Genomic DNA, 21506 nt, shown 5'->3' with positions numbered 1-21506 from the left:
AAAAGGGGACGGAGGGGATTAAGTCGTTTGTGGCACAAACGACTTAATCCCCTCCGTCCCCTTTTTGCTTTACAGGCGCAGTTCGACGCCGATGGCGTCGGCGGCATCTCGCGCGATGGCGCGCGCCTCGTCGATGGTTTCCGCGCGCGCCAGGGTGACACCGACGCGGCGATGGCCATGCACGCTCGGCTTGCCGAACAGGCGTACGGCAGTATCCGGCACCTGCAATGCAGCGGCGACGTTGTTGAAGTACGGCACGCCCTCGCCGTGTGCCAACAGCGCGCACGACGCCGACGGGCCGCTCTGGCGGATCACCGGGATCGGCAGGCCGAGGATGGCGCGCGCATGCAGCGCGAACTCGCTCAACTCCTGCGATACCAGCGTCACCAGGCCGGTGTCGTGCGGGCGCGGCGACACTTCGCTGAACCACACTTCGTCGCCCTTCACGAACAGCTCCACGCCGAACAGGCCCCAGCCGCCGAGGTCATCGGTGATCGCGCGCGAAATCTCTTCGGCACGCGCCAGTGCCGCGCTCGACATCGGCTGCGGCTGCCAGCTTTCGCGGTAGTCGCCGTCCTTCTGCAGATGGCCGATCGGCGCACAGAACGAGGTGCCACCGGCATGGCGGACGGTCAGCAGGGTGATCTCGTAATCGAAATCGATGAAGCCTTCGACGATGCAGCGGCCGGCACCGGCGCGGCCACCGGTCTGCGCGTAGTCCCAGGCCGGGGCGATGTCCGCCTCGCTGCGCAGGGTGCTCTGGCCCTTGCCCGAGGACGACATCACCGGCTTGACCACGCACGGCAGGCCGATGGCGGCGACGGCAGCACGGTATTCGGCCTCGGTATCGACGAAGCGGTACGGCGAGGTCGGCAGGCCCAGGGTTTCGGCGGCCAGGCGACGGATGCCTTCGCGATCCATGGTCAGGCGTGCGGCGCGCGCGGTCGGGATCACCCGCAGGCCCTGCTCCTGTTCCAGCTGGACCAGGGTCTCGGTGTGGATGGCCTCGATTTCCGGCACCACCAGGTGCGGCTGCTCCTGGGCGATCAGCGCCCGCAGCGCCATCGCATCGAGCATGTCGATCACGTGCGAGCGGTGCGCGACCTGCATGGCCGGGGCGTCGGCATAGCGATCGGCGGCGATCACCTCCACGCCCAGCCGCTGCAGCTCGATGGCCACCTCCTTGCCGAGTTCGCCCGAGCCCAGCAGCAGCACGCGGGTGGCGGAGGGGGACAACGGCGTTCCAAGCTTGGCCATGGCGGTTCCAGCAGCGATGTGAAGGCGGGAGGGCATTCTAGCCGGCCGGGCACCCTGACCATGGCATCCGACGAACGGTAGTGGACAGGTGATATCACTTTGATATCTTCAATTTGAACCCTCAAGGACGTACCGCCATGAAAGAGAAGTCGCTGTCTTCCCTCAACGGCCTCGGCACGCTGGTCGGCGCCCTGCTCGTCGGCCTCGCCGGCGCCGCGCTGTTCGTGGTGGGCGTGGCAGCCAAGGCCAGCACCGGCTCGCCCAGCCTGCTGCTGATGCTGCTGGGCGCCCTGCTGGTGGCGCTGGGCGTGTTCATCCTGGCCGGTCTGTACACCATCCAGCCCAACCAGGCGGCGGTCCTTAGCCTGTTCGGCAAGTACGTGGGCACGGTGAAGGACAACGGCCTGCGCTGGAACAACCCCTTCTTTGCCAAGCGCCGGGTCAGCCAGCGCGTGCGCAACTTCGAGAGCGGCAAGCTGAAGGTCAACGAGCTGGACGGCAGCCCGATCGAGATCGCCGCGGTGATCGTCTGGCAGGTGGTCGACGCCTCCGAGGCCGTCTACAACGTGGACGACTACGAGAGCTTCGTACACATCCAGTCCGAATCTGCGCTGCGTGCGATGGCCACCAGCTATCCCTACGACCAGCACGAAGACGGCCAGCTGGCCCTGCGCAGCCATGCCAGCGAGATCTCCCAGCACCTGAAGAACGAGCTGGCCGAACGCCTGGCCGACGCCGGCGTGCAGGTGATCGACGCACGCATCAGCCACCTGGCCTACGCCGCCGAAATCGCCCAGGCGATGCTGCAGCGTCAGCAGGCCAACGCGGTGATCGCCGCACGCACGCGCATCGTGGCCGGTGCGGTGGGCATGGTTGAAATGGCCCTGGCCGAACTGCAGAAGAACGGCGTGGTGCAGCTGGATGAAGAACGCAAGGCGCACATGGTCAGCAACCTGCTGACCGTGCTGTGCTCGGACCGCGGTACCCAGCCGATCGTCAACGCCGGTTCGCTGTACTGAACCACCCTCGCAACGGGGTGCCCCACCACCCCGCCAGGAGCTTGCATGAGTGAGAAGAAAGCCTACCCGCTGCGCATCAATGCCGACGTCCTGGCCGCCGCGCAACGCTGGGCTGACGACGAGCTGCGCAGCCTCAACGCACAGATCGAATACGTGCTGCGCGACGCCCTGCGCAAGGCAGGACGCCTGCCGAAACCCACGCCATCTTCGGGGGACAAGGAATGAGCAAGCGCTGGAGCTACCAGACGATCGAGGTCAAGACGTCCATGATGGGCCAGCTCAAGGCCGAGGACATCCAGAGCGAACTGAGCCGCCAGGGCCAACTGGGCTGGGAGCTGGTCAACATCATCATCCCCGCACCGATGCGCCCGGCGATGCTGGTATTCAAGAAGGAGGCCTGAGCCATGGGTGCCAGCGATCCAAAGCAGTACGAGGTGGCCGAGAGTTCGCCGTTGCGCGTGCTGTGGATCGTGCTGCCCCTGCTCGCCGCCTTCGTGGCCTGCCTGTATGCGCAGCTGTACAAGGCACCGGCCACGGCGCCCTGGATCGAAGTAACGCTGTCGCCGCCCTGGTTCCGGATGGGCGGCAGTGCCGCCTGGAGCCTGCTGGTGATCGCCGCGCTCGGCATCGGGTTGGGCGCGGCGTTCTTCCGCCGCCGGGTGGAACTGGCCGACGACGTGCTGGACGTGCGCTCGACGATGTACCGCCGCCGCGTTCCGGTGGCACAGCTGCGGCTGGACCAGGCCGAGGTGGTCGACCTGCAGCGTGACCGCCGCTATGGCATTCGTTTCAAGACCAATGGCTATGCGATGCCGGGCTTCTATTCCGGCCACTTCCGCCTGCAGGGCGGCGGCAAGGGGTTCGCGCTGGTCACCGACCGCACGCGCGTTCTCGCCCTGCCGGTCAGCGATGGCAGCACGCTGCTGCTCAGCCTGGAGCGGCCGCAGGTGCTGCTGGACGCACTGCGCAGGGTGGCCGCACCGGCGCCTCGGCGGTAAGCTGCGGCGATGCAACGACGCGCCCCCCTGCTGATCAATACCGAGGCCATCGAGCTGTGGCCCGCCCACCTCCTGCGCGCACGAAGCAACCTGGATGCCCGCCTGCTGTCGCAGGCACAGTGGGTGCTGCGGCGCAAGCGCGATGGCCGCTACCTGGCGGCGGTAACGACGCATGGCGTGCATTCGCTGGTGCCACGCCTGCCGCGCGAGCCCGGGGCCGAGGACGCGCTGGCGCTGCTCGATGCAGCGGCGGCACGTCCGTTCGGCGCCGCGCTGCAGGAACAGTGGCTGCCGCTGGCCGGGCTGCAGCAGCGCCTGCAGCAGCTCGGCCTGGACCCGCAGCGCTACGCCGACGACAGCGGCCTGCCGCTGGAGCCCGAACCGTGCCTGCTGCATTTTGCCGGCCGCGACCGCTTCGCCCGGCCGCTATGGCTGCGCCGTGGCGCCGCGCAGGGCTGGCGACGGATGCGACTGCAGGCGGCACGGGATGGCATTGCGCTGGACGCGATCTCCGGCTTCCGCAGCCATGCCTACCAGCTGGGCATCTTTGAACGGAAACTGGCGCGCGGCCTGAGCGTGGCGGAGATCCTGAAGGTCAATGCAGCGCCGGGGTTCAGCGAACACCACAGCGGCCATGCGCTGGACATCGGCACGCCGGGCGACGCCCCGGCCGAGGAATCATTTGAAGCCACCGACGCGTTCGCCTGGCTGCAGGTGCATGCCGGCGGGCATGGCTTCCATCTGAGCTACCCACGCGACAACCCGCACGGCATCGTCTACGAACCCTGGCACTGGTGCTGGAGGCCGGCCAACGGCTGAGCCCCTCGTGGCGCCCGCACGCGGAATGGAACGAGAGAGCGAAGCCAAAAGCGGGCCGCTTCGCTCGAAGCCGAGCATGGCTCGGCTCTACAGCAGCTGCCGCGCAACGCCCCCATGTAGTGCCGAGCCATGCTCGGCTGTACCCGGATTGCCGTCACCGCCTCAACGCATTGATCGCCAGCACCACCCAGCCGGCCATCATGCTGGTGCCACCGATCGGCGCCATCCGCGTCGGCCACTGCCACAGCGCCCCGCCCACCAGGCTGCCTGAAAACAACAGCACACCCAGCAGCAGCACGTACAGCGCCAGGTGTGCGATCGCCCCGTGCGCGCGTGGCCCCAGTGCCACCAGTACCGCACCATGCGCGAACGCGTACAGCGCCGCCATGTTCAGGTGCTGCTGCGCCAGCGGATCGGCCACGCCATGCGAGGCGTAGGCGGACAGGCCGATCGAGGCAGCGGCCAGCAGCGCCCCCAGGCAGGCGAGCAGGGACGGCTTACGTGCACGACGTTCGAGATTGAACATGGGGGCTCCTTGCGCAGCGCCCCTTGCCGGGCGCCGGATCAAAAAAAACGCGCCGCAATGAGCGGCGCGTTTTCGTGTCCAACACTACATGGGTCAGCCGAGGCTTACTTGACGGCCCAGTAGATGTCGTAGGTCGCTTCCGGGGTGAACGACTTGTCGATGCCGTCCTTCCAGGTTTCGTACGGGCGGTCGATGACTTCGTTGCCCGAAGTCACGGCCCAGGCACGCAGGCCGTTGCGGGCCACGTCCAGACCCGCCATGTGGCCGGTGTAGGCCGCATGCGCCGAACGGTGCGGAGCAACGTGCACGTACTTGACCGGAGCGCCGCCGTCGATCTTCACGGTCAGCTCGTCGGCAGCAGCACCTTCAGCACCCTTCTTCTTCACCGGCTGGGCGATGTCGAAGGCGTACTTCTCCTGGCCGAAGTCGGTGGTGATGATGCGGAACGGGCCGGCGGCTTCAAGGCCATTGGCCTCCATCACGCGCTTGATCCACTCCTGGTTGTCCTTGATGGACTTGGTGATGGTGTCCTGACCGCGGTCCACGTTGCCGGCGTTGACCACCAGCAGGTTCTCGGCCGGCACTTCAACGATGGCCAGGTCGGTCAGCGGGGCTTCCGGCGTGCGGTAGTCCACGTTCGGCACGGTTGCGAGCATGTTGGCGATGCGCGACAGGCCCAGCTTGATGTCGTCGCCGATCTGGCGGCTGACATACAGGCCGGCGTAACGGCCGAACAGGTCGAAGCCGTACTTCACCGAGTAGTCCTGGGTGATCTTGACGTTGCGACCGCCCTTGCCGGTCGGCTCCAGATTGAAGGTGGTGACCTTGTCGTGACCCTTGGTGGCGTCTTCGATGGCGATCACAACACGCTTGTTCTCTTCGGCTTCGGTGATCTTCCAGGAACCGGTGCCCAGGTCCTTGGAGGTGAAGTCGAGGGTGGCACCGGTACCGGAGGCCGGGCCGGACAGCTTCAGTTCAACGGCGGGATCGCGCAGTACCAGCGGGTTCCAGTCCTTGAAGCGGCGCAGGCTGCTGACCGTGTCGTACACGATCGTCATCTTGCGGTTGGTCTCGATGCTTTCGGTGATGTGACGCTCGCCCGGCAGACATACGCCAATGATGACGAACAGGCCAGCCACGATCCCCAAGGCGATCAGGAACTCGATAATACGGGTCATTCAGAGAGTCTCCGGGGCCGATCCCACGGCCGGGTTGATTGAAGCGAAGCGCCAATCCTAGCAGGCTTCGCGGGCATTGTTTATCGGGATTGGCGCACCGGTTTCCCTGCCGGCTGCGTATTTGTATGGACAAAGAATTCGAAGGGTAACGCATACCGCTACCCGGCAAGTAGGGGGCAACCTTGGCAGGAACCCGCAACTACGACCCAAGTCTTTGTACTTGAACGATTTTCTTCAGACCAGCTGGAGTTCGAACGCCTTCAGTACGGCACGCGTACGGTCGCGCACGCCCAGCTTGGACAGGATGTTGGACACGTGGTTCTTGATGGTGCCTTCGGCCACGCCCAGCGAATTGGCGATCTCCTTGTTGGAGAAGCCGCTGGCCATCAGCCGCAGGATCTCGGTCTCGCGGTCGGTCAGCGGGTCCGGGCGGTCCAGGCTGACGAACTCGTTGCGCATGTGCTCCAGGCCGGACAGCAGGCGCTGGGTCACCGCCGGCTGCACCAGCGAACCGCCGTCGGCCACGGTACGGATGGCACCGACCAGCTGCGCCAGGGTGACATCCTTGAGCAGGTAGCCCTTGGCACCGGCCTTGAGCCCGGCCAGCACCAGCTGGTCATCGTCGAACGTGGTGAGGATGATGGTCGGCGGCAGCTGTTCCTGCCGCGACAGCACCTGCAGTGCCTCCAGACCGGACATCACCGGCATGCGCATGTCCATCAGCACCACGTCGGGGCGCACCTGCGGTATCAGCTCGACCGCCTGCCGGCCGTCGCCGGCCTCGGCCACCACCTCGATGCCGTCGTCGAGCGCCAGCAGGGAGCGGATTCCCTGCCGCACCAGGGTTTGGTCGTCGACCAGGCAGACGCGAATCATCAACGCACTCCTTCAGGAACCTTTGTAAGGGCCGCCACCAGCACCGTTGCCGGCACCGTCGCCCGCAGCCGGAAGCCTTCTCCGGGACGGGTTTCGATCTGCAGCTGGCCACCACATTGTTGCAGGCGCTCGCGCATGCCGCGCAAGCCATTGCCTACATTGACCATATCCGCGCCGACGCCGTCGTCGCGGGCCTCCACCACCACCCGGTCGGGGGCTTCACGGTACACCTTGATCCACAGGTGGCGGGCGCCGGCGTGGCGCACCGCGTTGGTAATGATTTCCTGGGTACAGCGCAGCAGCACGTGGGCCCGCTGCGGGTCTTCCACGTTCAACGGATCCTCGATCTCCAGCTGGATGTCCAGCGAGGGCACGTTCTCGGTCAGCGGGCGCAGCGCCGCGGCCAGATCGATCGCGCCGGTCTCGCGCAGCTGGCTGACCACCTCGCGCACATTGCCCAGCAGCAGCTTGGCCAGCGCGTGCGAGCGCTTCACGTGGTCCAGCGCCTGGCCCTCGGCCAGGTGGCCGGCGACCTCCAGGTTCAGGGTCAGCGCAGTCAGCTGGTGGCCCAGCAGGTCGTGCAGCTCGCGCGAAATGCGGGTGCGCTCGTTGACCCGCGCGCTCTCGGCCAGCAGGGCGCGGGTGGCACGCAGCTCCGAATTGAGCCGGCGCTGCTCGTCGCGGGCCTCGGTCTGCTGCCGTGCAACCAGGCTGGTCACGAAGATGAACATGGAGAAGCCGCCGTACAGCAGCGACTGCATCACCGCTTCGAACAGCGGGAAGCGCAGCAGCAGGTAATAGACCGGCGCCACCGCCAGCTGGCTGACCAGCAGCCACAGCACCCCCAGCCGAACCGACAGCATCCACGGAATGACCCCGGCGGCGACCATCATCAGGATGCTGCCCAGGCCCGAACCGCTGAGGAAACTGACCCCCAGCGCCGAGACCGTCAGCAACAGCAGCAGGCCGCGGTCCAGCCAGCTGGTGTGGCTGTCGCTGCGCAGGATACGGGTCAACCAGTAGTAGGCCGTGCCGAAGGACAGGTAGGCGACGAACAACAGGATCGCCCAGCCGCCCATGTCACCGCGGCTGTGCAGGTTCTCGAACTGCGAGTACGCCAGGGGCAGGCCGACCATGACCCAGGTGAACAGGCCGGCCAGGCGGAGGACGCGGGTATGGCTGAGGACTCCCAACATGCCAGCACTCTACGGGCCGCGCCTGCGCACCGCACCCCACGGAAGTCATGCCTGCCCGGTCGCCTGTTCATGCCGCAGCCCACCCCGGGCATGCAATAATCGTGCGCAGGGTCCCTTGATGGACCAACCGCGTTACCCCACGGAGTCACAATGTCGATTGTCATCCGCGACGTGCGCGAGCACGAGCTCGATTCCGTCCTGGCTTTGAACAACAACGCTGGCCTGGCCATCCTTCCCCTGGATGCGGCCCGCCTGCGCCTGTTCTATGAAACCGCTGAGTATTTCCGCGTCGCCGAGCGCGACGGCAACCTGGCCGGCTTCCTGATCGGCTTCGGCAGCGACAGCCAGCACGACAGCAGCAATTTCGCCTGGTTCAAGCAGCAGCTGGACACCCCGTTCTTCTATATCGACCGCATCGTGGTCGCCAGCCGCCGTCGTGGCGGTGGCGTCGGGCGTGCGTTCTACGCCGACGCGCAGAGCTTCGCCGAGCTGCGCTACCCGCAGATGACCTGCGAAGTCTTCCTCGACCATGGCGCCGATGCCGCCCTGCTCTTCCACGGCAGCTTCGGCTTCCGCGAGCTGGGCCAGAACACCATGCCGCAGGTCGATGTGCGCGCCAGCATGCTGGCCAAGGAACTGTGCAGCTACCCGTGGGTCCAGGAGACCTACGGCCACAAGCTGCCGGATGTGGCATGGACACGCGCCCGGCAGCTGCCGGCGCAGGCACAGCGGCCGACGGGGACCTGAGCGTGGCGGTGAATTTCGATTACGAACAGGCCGGTGAACTGAAGATCGGCCAGGTGGGCATCGCCAACCTGCGCATCCGTACCCTTGATGTCGAACGCCTCGTGCAGGAAATGCGCGAGCGCGTGACCCGCGCACCGAAGCTGTTCGGCCGCGCCGCGGTGATCCTCGACTTCGGCGGCCTGAGCCAGGTGCCGGACGTGGCCACCGCGCAGGCGCTGGTCGACGGCCTGCGCAGCGCCGGGGTGCTGCCGGTGGCGCTGGCGTACGGCACCAGCGCGGTCGACCTGCTCTCCCAGCAGCTCGGCCTGCCGCTGCTGGCCAAGTTCCGCGCGCAGTACGAGCGTGCCGAGGGCGAACCGGCCCCGCCGCCGCCCGCACCGGAACCGCGCCGGGCAGCCCGTGCCGAACCGAAGCCAGCCCCGGCGACGCCGGTGGCCAAGGTGGCCGACGCCGCTGCACCGCAGCCGGGCCGCATGCAGCTGGGCAACGTGCGTTCGGGCCAGCAGCTGTACGCGGAAAACTGCGACCTGACCGTGATGGCCACTGTCGGCGCCGGCGCCGAGGTCATCGCCGATGGCAGCATCCATATCTACGGCACCCTGCGCGGCCGCGCGCTGGCAGGGGCCCAGGGCAACACCGCGGCACGCATCTTCTGCCGTGATTTCCATGCGGAACTGGTGGCCATTGCCGGCCACTACAAGGTACTGGACGATGTTCCGGACAACCTGCGCGGCAAGGCCGTCCAGGTGTGGCTGGAACAGGACCAGATCAAGATCGCTGCGCTGGACTGACGCAGCACCAAACTCATGCAGAACCAGGAGAAGTCCTTTGGCTGAAATCATCGTAGTCACCTCCGGCAAGGGCGGCGTCGGCAAGACCACTTCCAGCGCGAGCCTGGCCTGCGGCCTGGCGCGGCGCGGCAAGAAGGTGGCGGTGATCGACTTCGACGTCGGCCTGCGCAACCTCGACCTGATCATGGGCTGCGAACGCCGCGTGGTGTACGACTTCGTCAACGTCGTGCACGGCGAAGCCACCCTCAAGCAGGCCCTGATCAAGGACAAGCGCTTCGACAACCTGTACGTGCTGGCGGCCTCGCAGACCCGCGACAAGGACGCACTGACCCAGGAAGGCGTGGGCAAGGTCCTGAAGGACCTGGCCGCCGACGGCTTCGACTACATCATCTGCGACTCCCCGGCCGGCATCGAGAAGGGCGCCTTCCTGGCGATGTACTTCGCCGACCGCGCGGTGGTGGTGGTGAACCCGGAAGTGTCGTCGGTGCGCGACTCCGACCGCATCATCGGCCTGCTCGATTCGAAGACCCACAAGGCCGAATCCGGCCAGGACGTGCCGGCCTTCCTGCTGCTGACGCGCTACACCCCGCTGCGCGTGGAAAGCGGCGAGATGCTGAGCATCGCCGACGTCGAGGAAGTCCTCGGCCTGAAGGCGATCGGCGTGATTCCGGAATCGGGCGACGTGCTCAACGCCTCCAACAAGGGCGAGCCGGTCATCCTGGATGTCGAATCCGCCGCCGGCCAGGCCTATGAAGACGCCGTCGCGCGCATCCTCGGCGAAGAACGCCCGATGCGCTTCACCAACGTCGAGAAGAAGGGCTTCTTCAGCAAGCTGTTCGGAGGGTAAGCATGGGCCTGTTTGATTTCCTCAAAGCGAAGAAGACCACCGCCGAAACCGCCAAGAATCGCCTGCAGATCATCATCGCGCAGGAACGCAGCCACCGTGGTGGCCCGGACTACCTGCCGCTGCTGCAGCGCGAGCTGCTGGAAGTGATCAAGAAGTACGTGAACATCGACGTCGATGCGGTGAAGGTCGACCTGGTGAAGGATGGCCAGCACGATGTGCTGGACATCTCCGTGGCGCTGCCGGAAGGCCCGGACAAACCCTGATCCCCTGCCCCGCCCGTGCCTGCATGGGCGGGGCTGCCTGACCCGCATGACCGATACGACAACCGCCGTGGACATCACCTGCGTGGGCGACATCGCCTTCGCCGATGCGCAGTGCCTGCTCGCCGCGCATGGCCTGCGGCTGCACCACGTGGCCGCCGGCGAGCCGATTCCCGGCAGCTACTGGGGCGAGCCCGAGGCGGGCATCATCGCCAGCAACGTCTACGTGCGCGATGACACGCCCGTGCACTCGATGCTGCATGAGGCCTGCCACCTGATCGTACTGCCACCGGAGCGGCGGGCGCAGGTGCATACCGATGCCACCGACTCGGTGGCCGAGGAAGACGCGACCTGCTACCTGCAGATCGTGCTGGCCGGGCAGCTGCCCGGCGTCGGCAGCCAGCGGCTGATGGCCGACATGGATGCCTGGGGGTATACGTATCGGCTGGGATCTACCCAGGCGTGGTTCGAGCAGGACGCCGAAGACGCGAAGGCATGGTTGATCGAACGCGGGTTGCCAGTGGCGTGATTCACCGGGAACCGGGGTCAGATCCCTTTTGCGTCGCAAAAGGGATCTGACCCCATCACCCCGTCGCCGTATCAGCCCTGCCCGGCCAGTGCGCGCAGGGTGATGCCGACGATGTAGGCCAGGTAGGTGCCGGTGGCATAGCCCATCGTGCCCAGCAGCACGCCCACCGGCGCCAGGGCCGGATGGAACGCGGCCGCCACCACCGGCGCCGAGGCCGGGCCACCGATGTTCGACTGCGAACCGATGGCGAAATAGAAGAACGGCACCTTCAGCAGCTTGCCCAGGCACCACAGCAGCACGATGTGCACGGCGATCCAGATCAGGCCAAGCAGGAACAGCCACGGGCGATCCAGCAGCGCCAGCAGATCCATCTGCATGCCGATGCAGGCGATCAGGAAGTACAGCAGCAACGAACCCAGCCGCGATGCACCCGCCCCTTCCAGGTTGCGTGCGCGGGTGAAGCTCAGGCTCAGGCCCAGCGTGGTCGACAGCACCACCACCCACACGAACGGCGCGTCCAGGCTGAACTGCGACGCCCAGCTGACGTTGGCCTTGAACCAGGCCGCCAGCGGCGCACCGATCGCATGCGACAGGCCGACGCCGCCGAAGGCCACCGCCACGATCAGCATCAGGTCGGTCAGGCTGGGAATGCGTTCGTGCTCGGCCTGGAAGCGCGCGATGCGCTCCTTCAGTTCATCGATGGCCGAGGTATCAGCGCCACTGCGTGCATCGATCTTCGCTGCACGTCCTGCCAGGAAGATCAGCGCGGCCATCCACACGTAACCGACGCCGACATCGACCACCGCGAACTGGCCAAAGGTGGTCGCGTTGACGTCGAACACTTCGCGCATCGCCAGCATGTTGGCACCACCACCGATCCAGCTGCCGGCCAGTGCCGCCATGCCGGCCCAGGTATCGCCGGCCACGGTGTCGGGATGGATCGCGCGCATCGCCAGGAACGCCACCACCGCACCGAGCATGATGCTGGCCGAGGCGCCCAGGTACATCAGTACCAGCTTCGGGCCGAGCCGCAGGATGCCCTTGATATCCACTGCCAGGGTCAGCAGGATCAGCGCCGCCGGCAACAGGATGTCGCGCGCGATCGGGTTGTAGAGCTTGGTGTTCTGGCCGTCGATCAGGCCGACGGTGTTGTAGATGCCGGGAATCAGGTAGCACAGCAGCAGCGCTGGCACGAACGTATAGAAGCGCTTCCACAGCCCCTGCTCGCGCGAGGCGGTCCAGAACACGGCGCCAAGAGTGGCGGCGATCAAACCGAAGACGACGATGTCGTTCTGGATCAGGGCAGTCGAAGGCATGCAGGCGCTCTGGTAGAGCCGGCCGCTGGCCGGCTGCTGGTGGCGGCAGATCAGGAAGGTGTGCCGACCAACGGTCGGCACCCACCGGTAAAGCAGATGGTGAAACAGAAGCGCCGCCCCGGAGGGCGGCGCCGCAACCATCAGTTGCCGATGTGCTGCTTCAGCCAGGCATTGACGGTGTCATGCCACAGGATGCTGTTGTTCGGCTTCAGCACCCAGTGGTTTTCATCCGGGAAGTACAGGAACTTCGATTCGATGCCCTGGCGCTGGGCAGCGGTGAACGCGGCCAGGCCCTGCTCGACCGGGATGCGGAAGTCCTGCTGGCCGTGGATGACCAGGATCGGCTTCTTCCAGTCCGCCACGTGGTTGACCGGGTTGAACTTCTCGTAGTTCGCCGCCTTCTGGTACGGCGTACCGCCCTGCTCCCACTCGGTGAACCACAGTTCTTCGGTGGCGTAGCCCATCATGCGCTGGTCGAACACGCCGTCATGGTTGACCAGGCACTTGAACGGGCTGTTCCAGTTGCCGGCAATCCAGTTGACCATGAAGCCGCCGTAGCTGGCGCCCAGCGCACAGGCCTTGTCACCATTGAGGAAGGAATACTTCTTCAGCGCCGCATCCCAGCCCTTCTGCAGGTCTTCCAGCGGGCGGTCGCCCCAGTGCTGGCTGATCGCATCGGTGAACGCCTGGCCGTAGCCGGTGGAGCCGTGGAAGTCGATCATCACCACCGCATAGCCCTGGCCCGCGTAGGTCTGCGGATTCCAGCGGTAGCTCCAGCCATTGCCGAAGCTGCCCTGCGGGCCGCCGTGGATCAGGAACGCCACCGGGTACGACTTGCCTTCCTGGTAGTTGTGCGGCTTGACCACGTAGCCATGCACGGTGTCGTTGTTCCAGCCCTTGAACTCGAACTGTTCGTAGTCGCCGAAGCTGACATCCTTGAGCACCTCACCAGCGGCCGGGGTCAGCGCGCGCAGCTCGCCGATGGCTTCGCCCGCGGCCGGCAGCAAGCCAACCAGCACCTGGTCGTTGCTCTTCAGGCTGTTGCGGGTGATCGCCACGCTGTTGCTGGCCACATCGACCGAGGTCACGCTGCCGTCGCCGATCAGCTTGGTGGCCTTGCCGCTGGCCACGTCGATCTGGAACAGCGGGTGTTCGCCGAGGTCATCGGCAGTGGTGTAGATGCTGGCGCCGTCGGCGGACAGGGTGATGCCGCCAGCCGAACGATCCCACTGCGGGGCGATCTCGCGGGTCTTGCCACTGGCCAGGTCCATCGCCATCAGGCCGAAGCGGTCAGCCTCGAAGCCCGGGCGCTTCATCGCGCGGTAGAACAGGGTCTTGCCGTCGGCACTGAACACCGGGCCGGCATCCCAGGCCGGGTTGGAGGCGGTCAGGTTGACCGGCGCCTGCTTGCCCGCCGCGTCGAAGCGGTACAGGTCGAAGTTGGTCGACCACGGCTCCTGCTTGCCGGCCACGCGGATGCTGGCGACCACGCTGGCGCCATCCGGCGACCACGCGAAATCATCATTGCCGCCGAACGGCTTGGACGGGGCATCACCGTCGATGGTGGCGCTCAGCGCGGAAGCGCCCTTGACCGGACCGGCCTTGGCTGCCGGCAGCGGCGCGACGAACAGGGTGTTGCGGCGGCCGTCGTTCCAGGTATCCCAGTGGCGCACGAACAGCGAATCGAAGACCTTTCCACTGGCCTTGGCGCCGGCGACGTCCTTGAGCTTCTTCTCGGTGCAGGCCAGGTCCGAGGCACAGGCCTGGAACACGCCGGCGCTGAACAGCACGCGGTCGTCCTGCGGCGACACGTGGTAGCTGTCCACGTCGACCGGGAAGTCGGTCAGCTGGCGCGGGGCGCCGCCGCTGAGCGGCTGCGCGTACAGCTGCTGGCTGCCGTTCCTGGCGCTGAGGAAATACACGGTCTGGCCATCGGCCGACAGCGAAGCGGAATTGACGTTCCAGCCGGCCGGGGTGATCTGCTTCGGCGGTGCTGCGTCGCGGGTACGCAGGTTGCGCGCGTACAGCGCGGTGGAGGCCTTCAGGTTGGCATCCACGCTGCGCTTGGCGAACACCACGGTGCCGCCGTCAGCGGTCAGTACCGGCGCGGAGACGCGGTCCATGGCCACCATGTCGCGGACTTCCAGGCCACGGGCAGCGGCGACGCTGGGCAGGGCGGCCAGCAGGCTCAGTGGCAGCAGGGCATGACGCAGTTTCATCGGGGTCTCCGCAGGACGGCAAAAAACCGATGGTAGGCCCGTGCGGCCGGGGCTGCCAAGGCCATCGGTCATGGCTGCCGGTGGGGCGCGGCCCCGCCGCCAGAAACGGTGGGGCGCGGCCCCGCCGCCAGAAAAAGCAAACCGCGCCGTGGCGCGGTTTGTGGGGACACCGGGGTCGGATCCGATTCCGACGGAATCGGCTCTGACCCCAGACGCTGTCAACCCGGGGTCAGAGCCCTTCCCTGCGGGAAGGGATCCGACCCCAACCCTTACGCCATGGCGCGCTTGCCGGTGCGGTAGATCAGCCAGCCGACCAGGAACAGCACGGCCAGGCCGATCCACTGTGCGCCCGGCAGGTGGAACGGCACGGCCAGCACGTCGGCGCGACTGCTCACCACGATCGGAATCGCGATGGCGATGCCCATCAGCGCTTCGCCGGTGATCAGGCCGGCGGCGAACAGCACGCCCGGCTTGTGCACGCGGTCGCGGCCTTCTTCGTCATCGGCACGCACCTTGTGGAAGCGCTCGACCAGGTAGGCGATCAGGCCGCCGAGGAAGATCGGCACCATCAGTTCCAGCGGCAGGTAGATGCCGATGGCGGCGGCCAGCACCGGCACGCGGAAGCGGGCGTTGCGCGACTTCAGCCAGCTGTCGAACGCGATGATGGCGGCACCGACCACGGCACCGATGCCGATGAAGGTCCACGGCAGTTCACCACCGAACAGGCCCTTGGCCACCGAGGCCATCAGGTTGGCCTGCGGCGCGGCCAGCGCGTTCGGGTGCAGCTCCGACTTCACGCCGATGCCGTAGGCGGTGGCCAGCAGGTTCAGCACCGGGGCCATGATCAGCGCGCAGGAGAACGCACCGATGCCCAGCATCAGCTGCTGCTTCCACGGGGTGGCACCGACGATGTAACCGGCCTTGAGGTCCTGCAGGTTGTCACCGCCGACCGCTGCAGCACAGCACACCACCGCGCCGATCATGATCGCGGCCACCGCGCCCAGCGGCGCGCCGAAGGCGCCGACCGGCTGCAGGCCATCCTTGCCCAGCAGCACGACCAGCACGGCCGAGGCGAACAGGATGGTGGAGATGGTGATGCCCGAGACCGGGTTGTTGGACGAACCGATCAGGCCGGCCAGGTAGGCCGAGACCGACACGAACAGGAAGCCGGCGACGATCATGATGAGGGTCATCGGGATCGACACGTGCCACTGCCCGACAATGGCCTGGTACAGGGCCAGCAGCGGCAGCACGAACACCACCAGGGCGACCAGCATCCACTTCATCGGCAGGTCACGCTCGGTGTGCGCCAGCACCGGGCCACCGCTCTTGCGGGCGGCCGCGAAGCCGCTCTTGACACCGTTGAGCAGCGACTTGCGCAGCGAGATCAGGGTCCAGATGCCACCGATCAGCATCGCACCGACGCCCAGGTAGCGCATCTTCGCGCCCCAGATGGCGAACGCTGCCTCGGTGGACGAGGCAGCGGCAACCGACGCGGCCAGCGCCGGATCGGTGTTCATGAAGAACGCCTGGTAGATCGGGATGGCAATGTGCCAGGTCAGGATCGAGCCGGACACCACCACGATGCCGACGTTGAGGCCGACGATGTAGCCCACGCCCAGCAGTGCCGGCGACAGGTTGGTGCCGATGAAGGCGGTGACCTTGGAGCTGCCGACGTAGGCCGAGGTGGCCCAGGCATCAGGAATCAGGCGCATGCCGCTTTCCGCGGCCAGCTTGACGAAGGCACCGATCACCGCCGACAGGCCGAGGATCTTCAGGCCCGGGCCCGGGTTCTCACCGGCCTTGAGCACTTCGGCCGCAGCCTTGCCTTCCGGGAACGGAAGCGGGTCTTCGACAATCATCGAACGGCGCAGCGGCACCGAGAACAGCACGCCCAGCAGGCCACCGAGGCCGGCGATGCCCAGCACCCACCAGTACTTGAAGTCCGGCCAGTAGCCCATGATCACCAGCGCGGGGATGGTGAAGATCACACCGGCGGCGATCGACGAACCGGCCGAGGCGCCGGTCTGCACGATGTTGTTCTCGAGGATGGAGCCACCGCCCAGCAGGCGCAGCACGCCCATGGAAATCACCGCGGCGGGAATGGCGGTGGCGATGGTCAGGCCTGCGAACAGACCGAGGTAGGCGTTTGCGGCCGACAGCACCACCGCCAGCACGATGGCCAGGGCCACTGCGCGGAAGGTGAGCTGCTTGGGCGCAGTGTCGTGGTTCATGGAAGCCCCTGCTGGCAAAAAATCCCTGCCACGCTAGCGTTCAGGGCAGATCAAGTCCAGCGTGCCAAAGGATGGGGGCGTGTGCTGCGGCGCAATGGGCCGGTACGTGGACCGGCAATCGACCGACCCGGCAAAGTCCGGCTGGGCACGCCGCAAATGATATGTTATATCTTAATGATACCTTGTTGTTACTGCATCGCATGCCCCCTTCCCCCTCCCCCCGCCTGGCCTCCATCGACCAGCTGCGCGGCACCGTGATGCTGTTGATGCTGCTGGACCACGTGCGTGAGACCTTCTTCCTGCAGCACCAGGTGAGCGACCCGATGGACGCGGCGACGGTCTCCCCTGCGCTGTTCGCCTGCCGTCTGCTGGCCCACCTGTGCGCCCCCGTGTTCGTGCTGCTGACCGGGCTGTCGGCCTGGCTGTACGGCCAGCGCCAGGCGGATCCGCGCGGGGCCACAGCTGCGTTCCTGCTCAAGCGCGGGCTGTTCCTGGTGGTGCTGGAACTGACCCTGGTGAATTTCGCCTGGACCTTCCAGCTGCCGCCGGAAACGCTGTACCTGCAGGTGATCTGGGCCATCGGGCTGAGCATGATCGCGCTGGCCGGGCTGCTATGGCTGCCACGCCCGGCCCTGCTGATGCTGGCAATCGCGGTGGTGGCCGGGCACAACCTGTTCGACGGCTTACGGGTGCAAGGCAATGGCCTGCTGGCGCTATTGTGGAAAGTGCTGCACCAGCGCGACTGGATCGAGGCCGGCGCGCTGCGCCTGCGCACCTCCTATCCGGTACTGCCGTGGATCGGGGTGATTGCGCTGGGTTATCTGATGGGGCCCTGGTTCGGCCGCGCGCGCGCGCCGGAGCAGCGCCAGCGCTGGCTGCTGTGGGCAGGCGTCAGCGCGCTGGCCCTGTTCGCGCTGCTGCGGTTCGCCAACCAGTATGGGGATGCTCCCTGGTCGTACCAGACCACTACGCTGCGCACGTGGTTGAGCATCTTCAACGTCACCAAGTACCCGCCGTCATTGCAGTTCCTGTTGCTGACCCTGGGCGTGGGGCTGTTGCTGCTGCGCTTGTACGAATGGCCGCCCCTCGCGCGTGCGCTGCGCCCGCTGTCCGATATCGGCGCCGCGCCGATGTTCTTCTACCTGCTGCACCTGTACGTGCTGAAAGGGCTGTACCTGGCCGCGTTGGCGGCCTGGGGGCCGACCCATGGCGAACTGTATGCCCTGGATTCGGTCAGCGGCCTGCTGCTGGTGGCCTGTGCGCTGGCGGTGGTGCTGTACCCGCCGACCCGGGCCTTCGCGCGGTTCAAAGCGCGAAGGCGCGATCTGCCTTGGTTGCGATACCTGTGAGCGGTGCCCGCCGGGGGAGCGCCATCCCTGCATGGCGTGGATCCACCGGAGGCTGCCTGCCCAGGCCCAGAGGCCTATAATCGCGCCCTTTCCGCTGTCCCCGCCGTCGATGACCGTTGCCGCCTCTGCTTCCGACGACTTCCTGGGCCACCCCAAGGGCGTCTACGTCTGCTTCTTCACTGAAATGTGGGAGCGCTTCTCCTTCTACGGCATGAAGGCGCTGTTGCTGCTGTACCTGACCAAATACCACCTGTTCGGCGACAAGGCCGGCCTGGACCTGCTCGGTGCCTACGGTGGCCTGGTGTACTGCATCCCGGTGTTCGGCGGCATGCTGGCCGACCGCTGGCTGGGCATGCGCCGGGCAGTGCTGTTCGGCGGCATCCTGCTGGTACTCGGCCACCTCGGCATGGCCTTCGAGGGCCACGCCGCGTACCGGGTGAACGGCGAAGTGGTGCGCGACACCTCGGCGCTGGCGGTGACCTACCTGTCGCTGGCGCTGATCATCATGGGCGTCGGCTTCCTGAAGCCGAACATCTCCACCATTGTCGGCAAGCTGTACGCCAAGGATGACCCGCGTCGCGACTCGGGCTTTTCGCTGTTCTACGCCGGCATCAACCTGGGCGCGCTGTTCTCGTCCCTGGTGTGTGGCTTCCTCGGTGAGGCCTACGGCTGGAAGTACGGTTTCGGTGCGGCCGGCATCGGCATGCTGGCCGGCCTGGCGATGTTCCTGTGGGGCCAGAAGTACCTGCAGGGCCATGCCGAACCGCCGCAACCGGCGGCGCTGAAGCAGAAGGTGCTGGGCCTGCCACGCGAATGGCTCATCTATCTGTGCGCGGTGCTCGGCGTGCTGCCGGTGGCATGGCTGATGTGGGCCGCCGGCAACGGCGCGTTCGCGCTGGGCGGTGAAATCAGCCTGGCGCTGATGCTGATGCTGGTGGTGCTGGGCGGCGTGCTGGTCTGGTTCGCCTGGTTCACCGGCACGAAATGCACGCCGGTGCAGCGCCAGCAGATGATCGCGCTGATGGTGCTGATCTTCATGGCGCTGGTGTTCTTCACGATGTACGAGCAGTCCTACGGCTCGTGGGTGACCTTCACCGACCGCCTGCTGACCAAGGACATCGTGCCCTCGCTGGTGATCACCGGCGGCACGCCGCTGCCGTGGTCGATCCTCTCGCTGCTGCTGGCACCGCTCGGCTTCGTGGTCAGCGCGCGCCTGTCGGAACGGCGCCCGGGCTCGGCCGCGCCGCGCACGTTCTTCGCCGCCATCGTCGTACTGATGCTGGTGCTGCTGGTGCGCGACTGCCTGGTGATTCCGCAGACCGCCGGCTCGCTGACCTACCTCGGCGGCCTGTTCCTGGTGCTGCTGGCGCCTGCCTTCGCCGCGTTGTGGACGTGGATGGACCGCCGCGGCTGGGAACCGGGCAAGCCGGTGAAGTCGGCCTGGGGCCTGGTGATCGGCGCGCTGTCGTTCGTGCCGCTGGCGCTGGCCGCACAGCAGGTGGGCGCCACCGGCGAGATGGCCAGCGTGTGGTGGCTGGTGCTGGCCTACTTCCTGCTGGCCAGCGGCGAGATGTGCCTCTCGCCGGTCGGCCTGTCGGCGGTGACCCAGCTGGCCGTGCCGCGGGTGATGAGCCTGATGATGGGCACCTGGTTCCTGGCCACCGCATTCTCGGAAACGCTGGCCGCGCTGTTCGGCAAGCTGGCCGCGATCGAGGTGCCGGAAGGCGAATCGCTGGACATGGTGGCTGCCGCCGGTGCCTACGCGCACCTGTTCTGGCTGCTGATGTGGATCGGCCTGGGTTGCGCGTTGGCGGCCTTCATCGCCGCGCCGCTGCTGAAGAAGATGATGCACGGGGTGAAGTAAGTCCCGACGTCATTGCCAACCGCCACGCATGGCGTCGGCCATCTGCAGCCGCATGCTCTGGATTTTGTCGCGGGTATCTTCGTCCAGGGCTGAAGGATCGATGTTCTGCACGCGCAACACGTCCGGCAGGAAGCGGCTGATGTTGGACGGCTTGCCCCACTCGTCGACCACCGGCGTCGGCAGCAGCGTGCGCGCCTGCAAAGCCGCGTGCGCGCCGACGGGCAAGTCCCAACGCTGGGCATGCGCGCTCCAGCCGAGGGTGGTGAAGCCGATCAGGGTGGTACTTCCGACGCTGCCGATGGACGTGCGCAACGCCCCCAACACCTGCCGGTAGTGCTGTTCCAGCGCATCTTTTGGAAGGGATGCGGCCATTTCCGGCACCGCAATGGCATCCAGCGCCGGTACCGTGCATCGAACTTCCATGCGCGCGCGCCGGCCTTCTTCGTCGATGAGCTGTGCTCGCACCGGCTGACATTGCAGGGGCGAGACCGCTGCCGCGGCAACATAGGCCTCCACATCACTGCGCAGTGACTCGCGCAGAACGGGCGGTATCCATAGCAGGATCTGGGTGGTCAGCTCCTCCGAGGCCGGTTGTCCAAGGGCCTGTTCGCTGAAGTCTGCGAACAGCGCCTTCTGTGCGACTGCATCCACGGGCCGCACTTCGTCCATGGAGATCGACCGTCTGGCGAGTGTCTCGACCAGCCGCCGATCACCGGACCACGCGCGCCCCTTCCAGAACGAAAGCAGCTGCATGTCACCACCGTCTGCCCGGGGCCAGTGCCGATCACGCGCCATGCCCGCCTGCAGATCGGCAAGCAACTGCCCCGCTATCGGGCGGCGCCCCTGCTTGAGCACGTCTATCGCGGCCAACGCGAGAACCCTGTGAGCCGAAATGTAGGAGGTGATGCATCGGTATTGAACGTCGACAACCGTTGCATGAGCCGGCAGCGGGGTGTCCCCGAAGCGCTCCAACGCATAACCGTGCAGCGGCGCATTCTCCGGCTGTTCCTTGACGCCGTGCGCCATGCAGCGCGAAGCGCCAGCGCTGTTGGCGTCCGCCAGCAGTTTCCGCGCTGCCTGCGCTTCGGACCCCGCTGCTTCCACACCGTACAGCGCGTCAATCCAGCTGTCCGTCAGCCCGGTTGCCAATGCAATCGCGCGGGTCATCATCCTGACCTCGCGCTCAGCGTCCGCGGGCATGTCGACCGCGGCCCCCGTCAACCATCGATGCAGCTGCAACCCCTCCTCGTGGACCGCGCCGGTAGCGAGCAGCGAGCGTGCGACTTCATCGGCCTCGTAGCGTTCCCCCACCTCGGCTTGCACGTCCAGGACCAGCAAGCCGAGACAGGCGAATGCCAGCGTTCCGCACCGGGCAAGCACAGGTGTGCATCGATCAGGGAGGGCCATGGCAACACCGTATCGGGGAAACAAGCATGATCCCCACGCAGCAGGCACATATGCTATGCAACTTGTTTCAAATA

At 66.6% G+C, this 21506-nt stretch carries 21 protein-coding genes; 12 read left to right on the top strand and 9 right to left on the bottom strand.

Features of this window, described 5'->3' with window-relative positions:
- Positions 1-69: 69 nt before the first annotated feature.
- Positions 70-1257: a formate-dependent phosphoribosylglycinamide formyltransferase gene (purT, locus tag VG566_RS04540; protein WP_164165390.1), complete on the bottom strand. Its 1188-nt coding sequence runs from the start codon at positions 1255-1257 to the stop codon at positions 70-72.
- A 137-nt stretch (positions 1258-1394) separates the two neighbouring features.
- On the opposite strand from purT, the gene VG566_RS04535 reads away from it, so the two are divergent.
- The 5 genes from VG566_RS04535 to VG566_RS04515 are packed head-to-tail and all read left to right on the top strand — an operon-like array spanning position 1395 to position 4093.
- Positions 1395-2276: an SPFH domain-containing protein gene (locus VG566_RS04535; RefSeq protein ID WP_014646361.1), complete on the top strand. Its 882-nt coding sequence runs from the start codon at positions 1395-1397 to the stop codon at positions 2274-2276.
- Between the two features lie 45 nt (positions 2277-2321).
- Positions 2322-2501, top strand: coding sequence for a hypothetical protein (locus tag VG566_RS04530; protein WP_014646360.1), 180 nt, complete (start codon positions 2322-2324; stop codon positions 2499-2501).
- Positions 2498-2677 (top strand): DUF4177 domain-containing protein, encoded by a 180-nt coding sequence (locus VG566_RS04525; protein WP_014646359.1) that lies wholly within the window; start codon positions 2498-2500, stop codon positions 2675-2677. Before VG566_RS04530 ends, VG566_RS04525 begins: the two co-directional genes overlap by 4 nt.
- 3 nt (positions 2678-2680) lie before the next feature.
- Positions 2681-3274, top strand: coding sequence for a PH domain-containing protein (locus VG566_RS04520; RefSeq protein WP_164109937.1), 594 nt, complete (start codon positions 2681-2683; stop codon positions 3272-3274).
- Positions 3275-3283: 9 nt separating this feature from the next.
- Entirely contained in the window at positions 3284-4093 is an 810-nt protein-coding gene (locus VG566_RS04515; protein ID WP_164109934.1) for a M15 family metallopeptidase, read from the top strand.
- Positions 4094-4247: 154 nt separating this feature from the next.
- Here the strand turns inward: VG566_RS04515 and VG566_RS04510 are convergent, their stop codons facing one another.
- From VG566_RS04510 to VG566_RS04495, 4 genes are all read right to left on the bottom strand, one after another.
- Positions 4248-4619, bottom strand: coding sequence for a DUF423 domain-containing protein (locus VG566_RS04510; protein ID WP_014646356.1), 372 nt, complete (start codon positions 4617-4619; stop codon positions 4248-4250).
- Positions 4620-4723: 104 nt separating this feature from the next.
- Entirely contained in the window at positions 4724-5797 is a 1074-nt protein-coding gene (locus tag VG566_RS04505; protein ID WP_014646355.1) for an SRPBCC family protein, read from the bottom strand.
- Positions 5798-6031: 234 nt separating this feature from the next.
- Positions 6032-6673 (bottom strand): response regulator, encoded by a 642-nt coding sequence (locus VG566_RS04500; RefSeq protein ID WP_006424175.1) that lies wholly within the window; start codon positions 6671-6673, stop codon positions 6032-6034.
- On the bottom strand, positions 6673-7869 hold the full coding sequence (locus VG566_RS04495) for a sensor histidine kinase (protein ID WP_032961359.1): 1197 nt from the start codon (positions 7867-7869) through the stop codon (positions 6673-6675). The genes VG566_RS04500 and VG566_RS04495 overlap by 1 nt, the downstream gene beginning before the upstream one ends.
- Positions 7870-8019: 150 nt before the next feature.
- Between VG566_RS04495 and VG566_RS04490 the strand changes: the two genes are divergently transcribed.
- Genes VG566_RS04490 through VG566_RS04470 form a run of 5 tightly spaced genes read left to right on the top strand, consistent with a single transcriptional unit; the run spans position 8020 to position 11043 of the window.
- A complete protein-coding gene (locus tag VG566_RS04490) occupies positions 8020-8616 on the top strand; it encodes a GNAT family N-acetyltransferase (protein WP_134967230.1) in 597 nt (198 codons plus the stop codon).
- Entirely contained in the window at positions 8562-9407 is an 846-nt protein-coding gene (gene minC, locus VG566_RS04485) for a septum site-determining protein MinC (protein ID WP_046429497.1), read from the top strand. The genes VG566_RS04490 and minC overlap by 55 nt, the downstream gene beginning before the upstream one ends.
- A 37-nt stretch (positions 9408-9444) precedes the next feature.
- Positions 9445-10254 (top strand): septum site-determining protein MinD, encoded by an 810-nt coding sequence (gene minD, locus VG566_RS04480; RefSeq protein WP_005415682.1) that lies wholly within the window; start codon positions 9445-9447, stop codon positions 10252-10254.
- A gap of 2 nt (positions 10255-10256) precedes the next feature.
- Positions 10257-10517: a cell division topological specificity factor MinE gene (gene minE, locus VG566_RS04475; protein WP_005408532.1), complete on the top strand. Its 261-nt coding sequence runs from the start codon at positions 10257-10259 to the stop codon at positions 10515-10517.
- 46 nt (positions 10518-10563) lie between these two features.
- Positions 10564-11043: a hypothetical protein gene (locus VG566_RS04470; protein ID WP_032961355.1), complete on the top strand. Its 480-nt coding sequence runs from the start codon at positions 10564-10566 to the stop codon at positions 11041-11043.
- Positions 11044-11114: 71 nt separating this feature from the next.
- Here VG566_RS04470 and VG566_RS04465 read toward each other — a convergent pair whose 3' ends face one another.
- From VG566_RS04465 to VG566_RS04455, 3 genes are all read right to left on the bottom strand, one after another.
- Entirely contained in the window at positions 11115-12359 is a 1245-nt protein-coding gene (locus tag VG566_RS04465; protein ID WP_164165388.1) for a DUF819 family protein, read from the bottom strand.
- A 140-nt stretch (positions 12360-12499) separates the two neighbouring features.
- Positions 12500-14578, bottom strand: coding sequence for an alpha/beta hydrolase family protein (locus tag VG566_RS04460; protein ID WP_241884126.1), 2079 nt, complete (start codon positions 14576-14578; stop codon positions 12500-12502).
- 269 nt (positions 14579-14847) lie between these two features.
- Complete coding sequence (locus VG566_RS04455; RefSeq protein WP_241884125.1) at positions 14848-16812, bottom strand: OPT family oligopeptide transporter; 1965 nt, start codon at positions 16810-16812, stop codon at positions 14848-14850.
- 200 nt (positions 16813-17012) lie between these two features.
- Here VG566_RS04455 and VG566_RS04450 point away from each other — a divergent pair, with 200 nt between their 5' ends.
- On the top strand, positions 17013-18161 hold the full coding sequence (locus VG566_RS04450) for a heparan-alpha-glucosaminide N-acetyltransferase domain-containing protein (RefSeq protein ID WP_241884124.1): 1149 nt from the start codon (positions 17013-17015) through the stop codon (positions 18159-18161).
- Positions 18162-18270: 109 nt separating this feature from the next.
- Positions 18271-20025, top strand: a complete 1755-nt coding sequence (locus VG566_RS04445) for a peptide MFS transporter (RefSeq protein WP_014646346.1) — start codon at positions 18271-18273, stop codon at positions 20023-20025.
- Positions 20026-20034: 9 nt separating this feature from the next.
- Here VG566_RS04445 and VG566_RS04440 read toward each other — a convergent pair whose 3' ends face one another.
- On the bottom strand, positions 20035-21432 hold the full coding sequence (locus tag VG566_RS04440; protein ID WP_197562050.1) for a hypothetical protein: 1398 nt from the start codon (positions 21430-21432) through the stop codon (positions 20035-20037).
- Positions 21433-21506 lie beyond the last annotated feature (74 nt).

This window comes from Stenotrophomonas sp. CASM114 (assembly GCF_049384325.1).
Lineage (GTDB): Bacteria > Pseudomonadota > Gammaproteobacteria > Xanthomonadales > Xanthomonadaceae > Stenotrophomonas > Stenotrophomonas muris.
Note: the sequence above shows the minus strand (reverse complement) of the source record. Positions and strands in the feature narration are given on the sequence as shown.